Origin of the sequence: Halanaerobium sp. ST460_2HS_T2 (genome assembly GCF_003337665.1) — a bacterium.
GTDB lineage: Bacteria > Bacillota > Halanaerobiia > Halanaerobiales > Halanaerobiaceae > Halanaerobium > Halanaerobium kushneri.
In genome coordinates, this window is sequence record NZ_QPJF01000001.1 from 258309 (window position 1) to 271480 (window position 13172).

16 protein-coding genes are annotated in these 13172 nt (G+C 34.3%); 4 read left to right on the plus strand and 12 right to left on the minus strand.

The genetic code is table 11. The features are described 5' to 3' along the window. Nucleotides 1–53: 53 nt before the first annotated feature. Nucleotides 54–1046: an aldo/keto reductase gene (locus DFR80_RS01180; protein WP_114488988.1), complete on the minus strand. Its 993-nt coding sequence runs from the start codon at nucleotides 1044–1046 to the stop codon at nucleotides 54–56. A gap of 157 nt (nucleotides 1047–1203) precedes the next feature. Between DFR80_RS01180 and DFR80_RS01185 the strand changes: the two genes are divergently transcribed. Beyond that, a complete protein-coding gene (locus tag DFR80_RS01185) occupies nucleotides 1204–2010 on the plus strand; it encodes a histidinol-phosphatase HisJ family protein (RefSeq protein WP_076544925.1) in 807 nt (268 codons plus the stop codon). A gap of 17 nt (nucleotides 2011–2027) precedes the next feature. Here the strand turns inward: DFR80_RS01185 and otsB are convergent, their stop codons facing one another. The 3 genes from otsB to DFR80_RS01200 all read right to left on the minus strand — a co-directional run bounded on the left by otsB (nucleotide 2028) and on the right by DFR80_RS01200 (nucleotide 4555). After that, nucleotides 2028–2822, minus strand: a complete 795-nt coding sequence (gene otsB, locus DFR80_RS01190; protein ID WP_114488989.1) for a trehalose-phosphatase — start codon at nucleotides 2820–2822, stop codon at nucleotides 2028–2030. Beyond that, entirely contained in the window at nucleotides 2815–4233 is a 1419-nt protein-coding gene (locus tag DFR80_RS01195; protein WP_076544927.1) for a trehalose-6-phosphate synthase, read from the minus strand. The genes otsB and DFR80_RS01195 overlap by 8 nt, the downstream gene beginning before the upstream one ends. 124 nt (nucleotides 4234–4357) lie before the next feature. After that, nucleotides 4358–4555, minus strand: a complete 198-nt coding sequence (locus DFR80_RS01200) for a helix-turn-helix domain-containing protein (protein ID WP_076544928.1) — start codon at nucleotides 4553–4555, stop codon at nucleotides 4358–4360. 262 nt (nucleotides 4556–4817) lie between these two features. Between DFR80_RS01200 and DFR80_RS01205 the strand changes: the two genes are divergently transcribed. Then, nucleotides 4818–5123, plus strand: a complete 306-nt coding sequence (locus DFR80_RS01205) for a helix-turn-helix domain-containing protein (protein WP_114488990.1) — start codon at nucleotides 4818–4820, stop codon at nucleotides 5121–5123. Nucleotides 5124–5280: 157 nt separating this feature from the next. Here the strand turns inward: DFR80_RS01205 and DFR80_RS01210 are convergent, their stop codons facing one another. Together DFR80_RS01210 and DFR80_RS01215 are read right to left on the minus strand one after the other, a co-directional pair. Continuing rightward, nucleotides 5281–5871, minus strand: coding sequence for an MBL fold metallo-hydrolase (locus tag DFR80_RS01210; RefSeq protein WP_076544930.1), 591 nt, complete (start codon nucleotides 5869–5871; stop codon nucleotides 5281–5283). Nucleotides 5872–5982: 111 nt separating this feature from the next. Then, nucleotides 5983–7293, minus strand: a complete 1311-nt coding sequence (locus DFR80_RS01215; RefSeq protein ID WP_076544932.1) for a glucose-1-phosphate adenylyltransferase — start codon at nucleotides 7291–7293, stop codon at nucleotides 5983–5985. A 219-nt stretch (nucleotides 7294–7512) separates the two neighbouring features. Here DFR80_RS01215 and DFR80_RS01220 point away from each other — a divergent pair, with 219 nt between their 5' ends. Together DFR80_RS01220 and hpt are read left to right on the plus strand one after the other, a co-directional pair. Beyond that, nucleotides 7513–8475, plus strand: a complete 963-nt coding sequence (locus DFR80_RS01220) for a cytidylate kinase family protein (protein WP_076544934.1) — start codon at nucleotides 7513–7515, stop codon at nucleotides 8473–8475. Further along, complete coding sequence (gene hpt / locus DFR80_RS01225; RefSeq protein WP_114488991.1) at nucleotides 8475–9011, plus strand: hypoxanthine phosphoribosyltransferase; 537 nt, start codon at nucleotides 8475–8477, stop codon at nucleotides 9009–9011. The genes DFR80_RS01220 and hpt overlap by 1 nt, the downstream gene beginning before the upstream one ends. A gap of 14 nt (nucleotides 9012–9025) precedes the next feature. On the opposite strand, the gene DFR80_RS01230 is transcribed toward hpt, so the two are convergent. The 6 genes from DFR80_RS01230 to DFR80_RS01255 form a co-directional block, all read right to left on the minus strand. After that, a complete protein-coding gene (locus DFR80_RS01230; RefSeq protein WP_114488992.1) occupies nucleotides 9026–9763 on the minus strand; it encodes an NAD-dependent deacylase in 738 nt (245 codons plus the stop codon). Nucleotides 9764–9825: 62 nt separating this feature from the next. Next, nucleotides 9826–10500, minus strand: coding sequence for a hypothetical protein (locus tag DFR80_RS01235; RefSeq protein WP_114489026.1), 675 nt, complete (start codon nucleotides 10498–10500; stop codon nucleotides 9826–9828). A 104-nt stretch (nucleotides 10501–10604) separates the two neighbouring features. Then, a complete protein-coding gene (locus DFR80_RS01240) occupies nucleotides 10605–11405 on the minus strand; it encodes a CsgG/HfaB family protein (protein WP_076544938.1) in 801 nt (266 codons plus the stop codon). A gap of 31 nt (nucleotides 11406–11436) precedes the next feature. Next, the gene (locus DFR80_RS01245) at nucleotides 11437–11865 is read right to left on the minus strand and encodes a curli assembly protein CsgF (RefSeq protein WP_076544940.1); all 429 of its coding nucleotides are present in this window, start codon (nucleotides 11863–11865) and stop codon (nucleotides 11437–11439) included. Nucleotides 11866–11883: 18 nt separating this feature from the next. Next, nucleotides 11884–12438, minus strand: coding sequence for a hypothetical protein (locus tag DFR80_RS01250; RefSeq protein WP_114488993.1), 555 nt, complete (start codon nucleotides 12436–12438; stop codon nucleotides 11884–11886). 131 nt (nucleotides 12439–12569) lie between these two features. Continuing rightward, nucleotides 12570–13139, minus strand: a complete 570-nt coding sequence (locus tag DFR80_RS01255) for a hypothetical protein (RefSeq protein WP_076544943.1) — start codon at nucleotides 13137–13139, stop codon at nucleotides 12570–12572. Between the last annotated feature and the right edge of the window lie 33 nt (nucleotides 13140–13172).

The window sequence follows — 13172 nt, forward strand, 5'->3', positions numbered from 1 at the left end:
TAATTAAAACCTCCTGTATTTTAATAAGTATTAATTTCTCGAATAACCATTTTTTAAAAATAACTGATATTTTTTTGTTCCTCTAATCTGTCTGTTGCCGGCGGAGGAGTAATTGAAAGCTCTGTAATTTCTTTTCTCCAATCCTCTGTCATCTCGATATCTAATGCTCCCAGTGAACCTTTTAGCTGTTCAAGATTACGAGCCCCAATAATTGGAGCAGTAATAGCCGAATTGGACATTACCCAGGCAACTGCCAGCGAGGCTGGTTCGACACCTCTATTACGAGCATGATTGCTAAAATCTTCTGCTATCTGATAATACTGTTTTAAACCATAGCGGGCAGCATAGTCATCTCTTTCCACCAGTCTTCCCTTAGCAGGTCTTGTATCTTTTCCATACTTTCCAGTCAGCAGTCCACCACCTAATGGACTGTAAGAAATAACTCCCATTTTCTCTGATTCAGCCATCGGCAAAATTTCAACTTCCGCCTGTCTTTTGGCAAGATTATACATTGGCTGCACCAGTTCAAAGCGGGCCAGACTTTCCTGGCGGGAAATCCCAAGAGCCTTTTCTATCTGCCAGGCTGCCCAGTTGCTAACAGCTGGATATAAAATCTTACCTTCTTTGACCAGAGCATCCATAGCCCTTAAAGTCTGCAGCATATCAGTTTTACTATCAAAACTGTGGACAAAATAAAAATCTATGCGGTCAGTTTTCAATCTCTTTAAACTCTCTTCTACTCCCAATTTTATGTGGCGTCGTGAGAGCCCCTGAGCATTAACATCTTCAGCAGTCTTACCATATACTTTAGAAGTAATTACCAGTTCATCTCTACAATTATTTTCCTGCATAAACTTACCCAAAAGTTCTTCCGAGCGTCCTGCATTATAGACATCTGCAGAATCAAAAAAGTTAACACCTCTATCTAGAGCTGCCTTAAACATCTTGCGCGACATCTCTTCGTCAGCTATCCCACCAAAAGACATCGTTCCAAAACAGAGCGGAGAAACCTGAACTCCTGTCTTACCAACTGTTCTATATTCCATCATTTATCCCTCCCGAATTTTCTGTATTCTTTCTATTACCATTATATTCAATTTGAAAGTTAGATACAAATAATTCTTTAAATTTTAAAAAAATTTAATTTGAATAAAAACTATGCTATGATAAAGTTAAATATAAATAACCTGGAGGAGATTTTTAATGTATACTTTTGACTATCACCTGCATTCTAAATTCTCAGCTGACTCAGAAATGACAATGGACGAATTATGTCAGACAGCTGTTGATAAAGGCCTGGACGAAATAGCAATCACTGATCACCATGATATAGATTATAAAGACAACACAATTGAGTTTTTACTTGATAAAAATAAATATTTAAAAGAAATAGAAAAGTGTCAGCAGAGATATAAGGGAGATTTAGTTATTAAAAAGGGAGTTGAAATAGGTCTGCAGTCTCACATACTTAAAGAATGTAATAATTATTTAGATCAGGATTTTGATTTTATTATTGGATCTTTTCATACTGCAGAAAAAAAAGATCTTTATAATGGAGATTTTTTTAAAAATTACAGCCAGTGGGAAGCTTATATTCAATATTTAAAATCCGTGCTTGAAGTCGTCCGAAACTATGATAATTACAGTGTAATCGGTCATCTGGATATTATCCGCCGTTATGGAGACTTTAATACTCAACCGGATTTAATGGAAAACAACAAAGCTGCTGAACTAATAAGAGAAATTTTAAAAATAATTATTAGAAAGGATAAGGGACTGGAAGTTAATACATCCGGTTATAGAATTGATGCTAAAAATCCTCTCCCCAGTTTTGAAATTCTGAAACTATATTATAAACTGGGAGGAAAAATTTTAACTATTGGTTCGGACAGTCACACACCGGACAAAGTAACTAATAAATTTAATTATACAAAATCAAAACTGAAGGAGATTGGTTTCAAAGAACTTACAACTTTTGCAAAAATGAAGCCAGTATTCCATAAAATTTAACAAAAAATCGCAGGAATTTAATTCTCTCCTGCGATTTCTACTAATAATTCTGCTGTATCTTCCGGATCATAAAGATAATATTCTGCTTCAGTACTTAAATCATCTTCATTTTTTACATAAATTGTAATACCATTTTCTATAACTCTAAAAGCATCTTCATCTGTACTATCATCACCAATATAAATCTGCAAAGTGTTGTCTATCCCCAGTTTCTTATTAATCTGATTACTTATATATTTTACTGCCTGACCTTTATCCCAGCCAGCAGGTCTGATTTCAACAATTTTTCGCCCTGCTAAAACCTGATAAGCAGTGTTTTTAAATAAAGCTTTTAAATCTTTTTCTGCTTTCAGCTGCTTCTGTTCAGATTCAAAGTGTAGAGCAAAACCAAAACCTTTATCCTCCAATCTAACCCCCGCTTTCGCCAGATACTTTTCTTTGCTTTTCTGATAGTTCTTTTTGCTTAAAACATCAATTTCATTAGTCTGATAGGGATAGATAACCCCTTCCGAAAAAAAGAGCTCGATTTCCAGTCCATGACTGCCAGCAAAATTACTCCGCTTAAGATCGATCATCTTTTTAAGCTCAGCTAACTTTCTACCTGAAACCAGGCTTAAATAATAAGCTTCTTTTTTTTCCAGTTCTTTTAGATTAGTCTCAATTTCTGGTAAAGCGAAAGCAGAAAGGGGATCAGGCTGAAAAGGAGCCAGAGTTCCATCATAATCCAGAAAAAACAGCACATTATCTGCTTTTTTGATTTGAGCTTTAATATTATTAAGATTTAGATTGTCCAGTGCATATTTTTTATTCATAACAATCAATCCAATTTTCTAGAAAATAATCACGCCACCAGTTAATATCATATTCTTTTAGATCAGCTTGAGCCTGCTCTAATCTCTCTTTTTTCTCTGCTGCAGGCATCTCCAGACCCTGATAAATACCATCTGCGAGCTCCTCAGTATTATATGGATTCACCTGGATAGCACTGTCTAAATATTCAGCTGCACCTGCAAATTCAGAGAGCAGCAGAACTCCGGAATCCTGAACTGCCAGATATTCTTTAGCAACCAGATTCATCCCATCAATTGAAGCTGTAATCAATGCCAGATCAGCCGCTTTATAGTAAGGAAGCAAATCTTCCTGAGGAACTGAACCATAAAAGTATTTTACAGGCTGCCATTTATCTTTTTGATATTTTCCATTGATTTCCCCTACCTTTTTTTCAATTCTTTCTTTCATCTGCTGATATTCTTCAATTCCTGTTCTACTGGGGGCAACTCGCTGAACAAAAGTTAGTTCACACTGATATTCTGGATACTTTTCAAAAAATTTATCAATCCCTGCCAATCTTTCTTCAATTCCTTTGGTATAGTCCAATCTATCAACAGCAAAAATCAGTTTTTCAGTTTCATAACTCGACTTGATTTCTTTTGCTTTTGCAAGGTAATCCTCATCCTGAGCTAGATTACTAAATTTCTGATAATCTATTCCCAGGGGGATACTTTCCACTCTAGTTTTTGCTCCCTGATAATATACTTCTTTCTCGGAAAAATTGACTTCTGCTCCAATCTTTTCAGCACAGCTTAAAAAATTATAGACAAAAAGATCTGTATGAAAAGCCAGAAAATCAGCAGCCAGCATTCCTTCTATAATCTCTTTTCGCCAGGGAATAGTCCTAAAAGCCTCCCAGGCCGGCCAGGGTATATGCCAGAAAAGTGATGTTTTAGTTTCCGGTTTTTCTTCTTTTAATATACCGGGAACCAGAGCCAGATGATAATCATGAATCCAGACAAGATCATCTTCCTGCAGTTCATCCAGCACACTTTCTGCATATTTCTGATTTACCTGTTTGTAATTTAGCCAGTAATCCTCCTTATAATTTGCTTTCGAGATAAAAGTGTGGCTAATCGGCCACATAACTTCATTCGAAAATCCGTAATAAAAACCATTTTTCTCTTCTTCACTCAACTTCACTCTTTTTAATGTGTAGCCATCATTATCAGGAACTTTTACCTTATTATCCTGATCAACAACCTCAAAATCAGCCTCACCTCGACCCCAGGCAATCCAGAGCCCATTATCTTCCTGCATCATTGGATCGAGACCAGTTGTCAGTCCACCGGCAAGTTTCTGCTGCTTAATTCCCTGATTTTGATAAACGTGTTTATACGGTTCTCCATTGGAAACCAGAACAAGTCTTTTCTGCTTTAATTCTGCTTCCATAATTATTACCTCCTATTTTTGCAACTTCTCACTTCTCCTATATTAAAAAATAACACAAAACAGAGGTAATTAAAGTAATCATTTAACAAAAATCAGTTTAATTAAATTTTGCATTAATATTCAGTCATTTTAAAAGATCATTTAATGAAACATCCAGAGCCTTAGATATTTTTTCTAAGTTTTTTAAGGAAGGGCTCTGAAGTCCATTTTCAATATTACTTAAAAAAGACTGGGCAATACCTGCTTTCTCTGCCAGTTTAAGCTGAGTCAGCTCTCTTTCTTTTCGAAACTTTTTGATTTTCCTTGCTAACTTTGCTGACATATTTCTTCCTCCCTTAATATTTTATTCACTATATACTATACTATCACTATAATAATTTATCTTCAATAATTATAATGATTAATAAGTTATATATTAATATTTTTTATAATCTTCAGAATTAAATTTATAAAATTTTATCTTTTTACTATTTTTTGCAAGAAATAAATGGTATAATAGTGTTAAATTATCATTATAGTGATATAAATTATTTATTAACTATCTGGAAAGATCAAAAAAGAATATCTGCAGGGAGGTATTGATTATGAATATCGGAAAGCGTTTAAAAAAGTACCGTAATGAAAGACATTTAAGTCAGAAGAAGTTGTCACTTCACACAGGAATCAGCCAGTCATTTATTAGTTCAATTGAATCAAACAAACAGTCACCCACAATTACAACTCTGGAACGAATATGTGATGTTCTGGGAATTACAATTGCAGAATTTTTTTCTAAACCAGATAATGCTGTTCCTGATTCATTAAAACCTCTGCTTGATAATGCTCGCCAGTTGAGCCCTGTTCAAAGGAAAAGCTTAATAAATTTTTTAGAAAGTCTAAATGGTGATTAATCGTTTTTACATAAAAACCCTCAAGAAAGTTAGAAATCCTTTCCTGAGGGTTTCTTAGTTTTAGTTATAGAGGTTATAAATATAAAACCAACATTAAAAAAAGACCTGCATCTAAGGCAGGCCAAAAATTAACAATATTTATTGAGTATAATAAGAGTTATATCTCCAATTCTTCCCCAATTTCTATTACTCTGGACTCACAGCCAATCTGCTCAAATTTACTGGACAGTCCTTTTGCCTGCAGCAGTTCCTGTCTTTCTTCAGGATCATAATGATAGGGAATAGCCATTGCCGGATTTAACTTAATAACCTTTTCTAAGTAATCGGAAAAATAGTCATTAAAACAGGCTGTAAAAAGCAATTTAATCTCATCTCCGGGATCAGGATAATCAGAGGCATCAGCTGTCTGATATAAACCTTTATAAAAATAGGCTACAGACCCCTCAGAATTATAGCAGTCAACATCTAAAACCTTAATTTCATCCTCTATTACATCTCCTGCCTCTACAACTTCTCCCTCAAAATCAAACTTGTCATAAACAGATTGTGGAGCAAAAACTTTAGTATCTTTCCCGCTTATAGCTGCCAGATCATCTAAATTAATGTGATCATCATGCTCATGAGTAATTAATACAATATCTGCTACAAAATTGCTTTCTACTTTAAAGCTGGGGTCAATGACAATTTTGTTATCATCTTCAATTAACAGAGCCGAATTTCCTAACCACTTAACTTTGATAATAATCATCTCCTGTTGAATTTATTAGATCTAACAATATTAATTTTAACACAAATTTTTCAATAAACAAAATAGCCCCCCACCAGAAGCAGGGAGCTTATAAATAACTTTTTATTAGCTTTAAGTATTTAACTCTCTTACATGAGCTTCGTCTCCAGCTGCAACCTTTTCTCCTATTTCAGAACTAATCGTACTGCCACTTGGAATTTCTTTATTTTCAAAATCATCTACTCCCACATAAGAGAAAATACGACAGTTTCGTCCAATAGTTGTTCCTTCAGGAATAGTAGCTCTTTTGGCTATCACATTCAGCCCATTTGCTAAGAGGTCTGGTTTATCCTTATTTGGTGTATAATCATCACCAGAACCTATCTTACAGTTAGCCATTACCTCAACTTCTTTATCAATAATAGCTTTTTCGACTACAGAATTACTCCTTATTATTGTATCATTAAAGATAATCGAGTCTCTAACTACCGCCCCTTCTTCAACATAAACTCCAGGACTAATAATTGAATTTTCTACAATTCCATTAATAATTGAACCATTGGAGATTAAACTTTTGGAGGCACAGGCATCCTTACCAAATTTAACTGGAGGTTTTTCTTCACTTCTGGTATGCAGTTTCCAGTCTTCATTATATAAATTTAGACTTGGAACAGGTTCAGTTAGCTCCAGACTGCTCTCCCAGTAAGCCTCAAGTGTACCTACATCTTTCCAGTAATCATCAAATTCATAGAGATAAACACCTTCTTTTTCAATCATAGGTGGAATAATATGATGACCAAAATCAGAATCTTCTTCAGTACAATATTTTTCCAGAACTTCCAGCAGTACTTCTTTTTTGAAAATATAAATCCCCATTGAAGCTAAATTACTCGGTGGATTTTCCGGTTTTTCTACAAAATCTGTGATTCTCATTTCATCATTATAAGCTAAAATACCAAAACGATTTGCATCCTCATAAGGAACAGGTTGAGCTGCAATTGTTAAATCAGCTCCCTTTTGACGGTGGTAATCTATCATTTTACTGTAGTCCATCTCATAGACGTGATCTCCAGATAAAATCACTACATCTTCCGGATCTTTATTTTCAATAAAACTAATGTTTTTATAAATAGCATGAGCTGTACCCTCATACCAGTCTGTTTTCCCCGGTTTACCTCTATAGGGCTGTAGGATTGTAACTCCACCCAGTCGGCGATCTAAATCCCATGGTTTACCAATTCCTATATGATTATTTAGAGAAAGTGGTAAATACTGAGTCAAAACCCCTACATTATAGATTCCGGAATTAACACAGTTGCTTAAGGCAAAGTCAATCAATCTAAACTTTCCTGCAAATGGGACACTCGGTTTAGCTCTATGTGCTGATAAAATATCAAGCCTGGTTCCTCTGCCACCTGCTAAAATTAATGCTAGTGTTTTCATAGAATACCCCCTATTTGTTAGAACAAAACTATATTATTTTTTTCATCTTATATTTATATATATTAGGCAAAATTAGGTAAAATCCTTTATTTTTTTGAAAAATTCCGACTTAAAAAAGTATTCTCTTTTATCAGAAATCGTTTTAGTATTTAACCGGCTAAATATAGTTTGTTCCTGCTATTTATGCTATAATATAATTAAAGAAAGAAGGTGAAATTTATGCAGATAATTACAATTTCACGACAGACAGCAAGTGGAGGAGAAGAAATTGCTGCAGAACTTGCCAATAGACTCGGCTTAAAACTAATTGACCGTAATTTTGTTCTAGAAAACTGGCTGCCCGAAGTTGCTGATGAGCATCAGCTTCATATGCTGGAGCAGAGTTCTAAATTCTACACTAAGATACTAAATCCTGATGCTGAAAAAAAAGAACAGCTATCTTTTGCTGACTATATCGCTCAGAGGCTGAAAAAAGAAGCTGAAAAAAATAATCTTCTGATTTTGGGGCTGGGTGCACAAATTATTTTCAAAAAGCATCCTTATACTCTTCATTTTAAAATTGTTGCCAGTGAAGAATACAGAGTAAACGAATTAAAACAAAAATATGGGCTCCACCAGGAAGAGGCAGCAAGAGAACTTGAGCTGGCTGACCGCAAACATCGTCGTTATGTCTGGCGGATCCACAAACAGGACTGGGAGGAAACAACACTCTATCATCTTACTTTAAACAGAGACGGTTTAAATCTGGAAGAAAGTCTCTCAGTTTTAATGACTCTGGTTGATCTAAAAAAAGAAAATCCAAAACCACTGGAAGATAATATCGATATTAAATCGGAGAATATTGAAAGTGAGAGTCAGCGCAATTTTGGTCACGAAAGCGAAAAAGAATTTGCAAAAATTTTGGATATGCATCATATTAAATGGGAATATGAGCCAAGTGAATTTCCACTGGAATGGGATCCAGAAGGTAATGTGGTCATGGCCTTTAGACCGGATTTTTATCTGACCGAACATGACACTTATGTTGAACTAACAACTATGAAAAGAAAATATACAACAGAAAAAAACAAAAAAGTAAGACTGCTGCAGCAGCTTTATCCTCATATTAAGATAAAAATTGTTTATAAAAAGGATTTTGAACAACTGGCTGATAAATTTGAACTCAATGGGAGTGAGGATTAATGAAAAAAGATAGTTTAGGTGAAATAATTCTTTCCGAAGATTTAATAGCAAGAAGAATTGAAGAACTGGCAGCTCAACTTAATCAGGATTTTAAAGATAAAGAAGTCATTCTAGTCAGTATCTTAAAAAGCTCTCTCTATTTTATGACTGACCTGAGCCGCAAACTTGATTTCCCCGTTAAACTTGATTTTCTGGAGTTGAATCACTACGCTGATCAAGATAACTCGGGTATTATCCGGGTAACCAGAGATTTAGAGTTTAGTATCGCCGGCAAAGAAGTACTGATCATTGAAAATATAATCAGAACTGGTTTAACCCACAGCTATCTGCTCAAAAATCTTGGTTCCCGCAACCCGAAAAATATTAGCATCTGTACACTACTGCATATTAATGAAAATAAACTGTTAGATCTACCCGTTCAATATACTGGCTTTGAAATCGAAGACAATTTTGTGGTAGGATATGGCCTTGATTATCAGGAAAAATATAGAAATTTGCCGTATATTGCAAAATTAAAGGAAAACCTTCAGCTCTAAGCCAAGATTCTGAATTATTTATATAATTCTGCTTCAATTTGTTTCATTGCCCGACTGGCTTTTTCCTGAATAAATAAATTTGTAATATCATTTGTAAAATTAGATTCCTCTATATTAATCTCAATTATTTTAGCACCTTTACTTCTGGCAACTACCGGAATTAAAGATGCTGGTTGTACTTCACCAGTCGTTCCTATAATAATAAAGAGATCTGCTTTTTCCGCTTCCTCAAATGATAACTTTTCTGCTCTATCCGGGATAGCCTCTCCAAAAAAAACAAAATCCGGTTTTAATATTTCTCCACATTTTCTGCATTTGGGCGGCAGCTCTGCAAGGATTTTATCTGTTACTGGATATTTTTCTCCACACTCTGTACAGACAAGTTCTCTTGAATTACCATGGAATTCAAATACATTTTTACTTCCGGCCCTCTGATGCAGATTATCTATATTCTGAGTGATTACAGCCTGAACATAACCATCAGCTTCCAGACGAGAAATTATCCTGTGAGCATCATTGGGTTCAGCTTTACCAAAATAATCATAAAAAATTTCTTTTATAGTAATCCAACTTTCTGCGGGATGTTTATAGAAATTTTTAAGGTCTAAAATTATTGGATCATATTCATTCCAGAGACCATTTTCTCCCCTAAAAGGTGGTACACCACTCTCCACTGAAACACCGGCTCCTGTAAATACTGTCACATGCCGGGAATGCTTTATTAAATCAGCAGCTTTTTGATATTCATTCATATCACTCACCTCACATTTATTATATCATATTTTTTCGATAAATAATTAATTTTTTAACTAAACTAATCCAGAAAGTCATCCTTATCGTCTTCAAAAGTCCGCATAAAATCTACAGCTTTTTTGCTGATATCAAAAAATTCTCCTCGCTGTCTTTCGCGAAAATAACTGCTCTGTTTAAAGCTGACAAAATTATCCTGATCAAGCTGATAGATCTCCATTAAACTCCAACCCCAATCATACATTTCTCCAATTTCCTGTCTAAAAATTTTTTTAGAGTTCAATATAGTTTTAACCCTGTAGTTAGTATGATTAAAAGGCTTAACTTTTTCATCAGCATTATAGGTAATCATCTCTTCGATTTTAGCCCGTTTTTCATCCATCAAATTTTCAAATTTTAGGTGAGCTGGATCCTTTTCTACTGCCTCAATTTCTTTTTTGCCGAGATAATGGAGATTAAAGTCATACAGCACTTTCATTTTTAAGTATATATATTCTTTTACATCCGAAAAACGCCCTTTAATTTTTTTTACCGGATAATGAACAGCTTTTCTCTTTTTTATGTCATTATCTTGATTTGTTCTAACCAGTAATACTATATCTCCTACAACTGCAGAATTATTAAGCTCGTTTTTATCTAAAAACAACTTTTGGCTTTTGCCCTTAAGTAAACTTTCTATTGCAATCTTTGAATCAAAATCTATAATTTTATATAAGTCAACTTTTTTAGTTAAAGTCATATTTCCCACCTCAATTTTTATTATAACATAATAAGCCAAAAGAAAAACCCTGCTATTTAAGCCAGGGAGTAAAAATTAACATTATTTTTTATCAAATTTATCTTTTATAAATTATTATTTGCAGATAATTTGTAAACAGCTTCCTCTAATAAAGTTCTAACAACAAGATTAATAACTTCCTGTCTACCTTTTCCAGTTTCAAACTCTACTATATTATTACCCATAAATGAAAAAGCCTCAAGACTAATTTTTTCTCCAATAATTTCTTTTTTTAAACTTTTAGCCCAGACTACTTCTCCAGAACTTGTATCAGTAACTCTTAAATCAACAGCAGCACTGGCTACTGCGTACTCCTGCTGACCACCTTTGCCCGCAATTCTCAGTCCAAGTCCACCAGTTTTTTTATCAATTTGATATTCTGTAATCGCTCCAGATATAACATAATCAGCTCCTGTAAGCTTCCCAATAACTGGTCCCTCATTGTCTATAACTCGATCATTAGCTACTAAGTTTTGCTCCGTCATAAAGTTGTTAAAATCTGCTCGATCAAGAACTTTATACTGTCTGGACCTCATCAGTGCTGTAATCAACATTTCTGTAGCTCCCTGAGAAACTACAGGAGAACCACTTTCACTATACTGGCCAGTTTTATCCTGAATATCATAAATTGCTATTTTAAATTTTTTTTCTATTTCAGGTAAAGAAGCCAATAATTGAGTGGCTGTTGTTACATTTTCCTTTGAAGATAAAATCCGATCTGCAGATAATGTAACTTCGTTTATCAATTTAGCAGGTGCCTGTGCTTCAGTTAAATTATTATTCTCTACCGCTTCATTCTCTACTGCAGCCGGGGCACCTCCTGTTAATAGTGAAACGACTAATAATACTGCTATCATTCCTTCCATAATATTTCACCCCACAATATATTTTAAAGTATCATTGAAGATCTTCTGCTGAAGGCCAATCATCTGTTGAATATTCAATTTCTGTAACTTCACCTGTAGTTTTATTGGTTAAAATTATAGTTACGACACCAGTTATTTCATCTTCATTAACGGTTACTTCTAAATTCCCAACATCATAATTACCTTCTGCCAGACCATCTTCAACCATTTTGTTTACTATATCCTGCTGAATTAAACTCATAATCCTGCCATTAAGACCACTAATAAACTGCGCTATAGGATCTTCTGATAGGCTCATCTCATGCTGAGTAGATGCAATGTTTTGAGCCACCTGCCTGGCATCCGGATCATTAAAAGTTTGAAAACTCCAGCTTGTAGTAGAATCTGCACTTATAAAATTTGAAAAAAGAAAAGTAATTAAAAAAGATCCTAATAAAATGTATAATATTGTTTTTTTCATTATCAGTGAAACCTCCTTCTAAAAACTAATTTTGAAACCAACAGCCGAATAAAAATCTCCCTTATTGTCAGAATCATTTTTATCATTTATAAATTTTGTCTCCACAAAGAAATTATCTGTTAAATTTAGACCAACAAAAGCCTGATAATCAGCTTTTCCCATTATTTCTGCTCCTGCTCCAATATAGGGATTAAATAATTTTTCTTTCAAAGCAGCCCTGAGGGATAAAAATCCTGCCAGATTTGTATCTTCTCCTGCTAAATAAATACCTTCTATAACATAAGCAACTGAAATCATTGATTGGCTTTTATTTTTAAATAATTCACTCTCAAATTTACCCCCCAGATTAAGTTCTTTATCTCCAGAATGATAAGTTGTCATAAAAAGGCTGACCGCTGAGACTGCCTCTTTTTCCTTTTTCTGTTCCAGATGCTGGGAAGCTTTAATTAATTTTATTCTTTCTTCTAATTTTCTATCATCGTTTTTCTGTTGAGCTAAAACTGTTGCTGGTAGAATTGAGGTCATTATCAAAATTAAAAATATAGCTATAAAAAAACTTCTTTTTATATTCATATTTTTCACTCCTTAAAACTTGATTTTAAAAAAGACAGTCCGAAGTAAATTATATTCATTACCTCAGACTGCCTTACTACTAAATACACAGCTTAACTTCTACTGTGCTGTAGTATATTGTGGAGAACAATTTATAGTTGAGTAATTGATGCGTTATTACCAGAACCCATCTGGTTTATAATTGCCATATCTTTTTTGCCTCTCTGATCTGTTCGGGCAGTATTAGCAAAACCAGCCTGTTCAATTAAACTAACATTATATTTTCCTCTCTGTAGTTGAGTGGCTCTATTAGAAGATCCATGCTGAAAAACGGTAGCCACTAAATCTTTACCTCTTTGATTTTGGTTAACTACATTGCCATATCCGAAAGATTTTACTACAGCAAAGTTATCAGATCCTACTTGAGTTAAACTGGCATTATTTCCCCATCCCTTCTGAAAGATGAGTCCAACATTGTCTCCACCATGTTCATGATACCAGCCGTTCCCCTTCTGATAAATTGAAGCATTATTAGAAGAGCCAAGCTGAGTAATCATTGCAAAGTCTCCACGACCATAGTCTCCATGACCGGGGCCACCATGTCCTGGTCCTTCATTACCATTACCAGGATAGTCATTACCATAATCACCATTTGCTGCAACCATTGCTGACATTCCAACCACCAAAACAACTGCCATGATAAGAACAAATAATCTTCTCATTTCTAATACCTCCTTTATTATTTTAGTTCTTCC

What these genes read in the sequence shown, in the direction of transcription:
- DFR80_RS01180 (WP_114488988.1), bottom strand. Translation starts at nt 1,046, where the DNA reads ATGGAATATAGAACAGTTGGTAAGACAGGAGTTCAGGTTTCTCCGCTC.
- DFR80_RS01215 (WP_076544932.1), bottom strand. Translation starts at nt 7,293, where the DNA reads ATGAAAACACTAGCATTAATTTTAGCAGGTGGCAGAGGAACCAGGCTT.
- DFR80_RS01255 (WP_076544943.1), bottom strand. Translation starts at nt 13,139, where the DNA reads ATGAGAAGATTATTTGTTCTTATCATGGCAGTTGTTTTGGTGGTTGGA.
- DFR80_RS01240 (WP_076544938.1), bottom strand. Translation starts at nt 11,405, where the DNA reads ATGGAAGGAATGATAGCAGTATTATTAGTCGTTTCACTATTAACAGGA.
- DFR80_RS01235 (WP_114489026.1), bottom strand. Translation starts at nt 10,500, where the DNA reads ATGACTTTAACTAAAAAAGTTGACTTATATAAAATTATAGATTTTGAT.
- otsB (WP_114488989.1), bottom strand. Translation starts at nt 2,822, where the DNA reads ATGAATAAAAAATATGCACTGGACAATCTAAATCTTAATAATATTAAA.
- DFR80_RS01230 (WP_114488992.1), bottom strand. Translation starts at nt 9,763, where the DNA reads ATGAATGAATATCAAAAAGCTGCTGATTTAATAAAGCATTCCCGGCAT.
- DFR80_RS01185 (WP_076544925.1), top strand. Translation starts at nt 1,204, where the DNA reads ATGTATACTTTTGACTATCACCTGCATTCTAAATTCTCAGCTGACTCA.
- DFR80_RS01220 (WP_076544934.1), top strand. Translation starts at nt 7,513, where the DNA reads ATGCAGATAATTACAATTTCACGACAGACAGCAAGTGGAGGAGAAGAA.
- DFR80_RS01200 (WP_076544928.1), bottom strand. Translation starts at nt 4,555, where the DNA reads ATGTCAGCAAAGTTAGCAAGGAAAATCAAAAAGTTTCGAAAAGAAAGA.
- DFR80_RS01210 (WP_076544930.1), bottom strand. Translation starts at nt 5,871, where the DNA reads ATGATTATTATCAAAGTTAAGTGGTTAGGAAATTCGGCTCTGTTAATT.
- hpt (WP_114488991.1), top strand. Translation starts at nt 8,475, where the DNA reads ATGAAAAAAGATAGTTTAGGTGAAATAATTCTTTCCGAAGATTTAATA.
- DFR80_RS01245 (WP_076544940.1), bottom strand. Translation starts at nt 11,865, where the DNA reads ATGAAAAAAACAATATTATACATTTTATTAGGATCTTTTTTAATTACT.
- DFR80_RS01250 (WP_114488993.1), bottom strand. Translation starts at nt 12,438, where the DNA reads ATGAATATAAAAAGAAGTTTTTTTATAGCTATATTTTTAATTTTGATA.
- DFR80_RS01205 (WP_114488990.1), top strand. Translation starts at nt 4,818, where the DNA reads ATGAATATCGGAAAGCGTTTAAAAAAGTACCGTAATGAAAGACATTTA.
- DFR80_RS01195 (WP_076544927.1), bottom strand. Translation starts at nt 4,233, where the DNA reads ATGGAAGCAGAATTAAAGCAGAAAAGACTTGTTCTGGTTTCCAATGGA.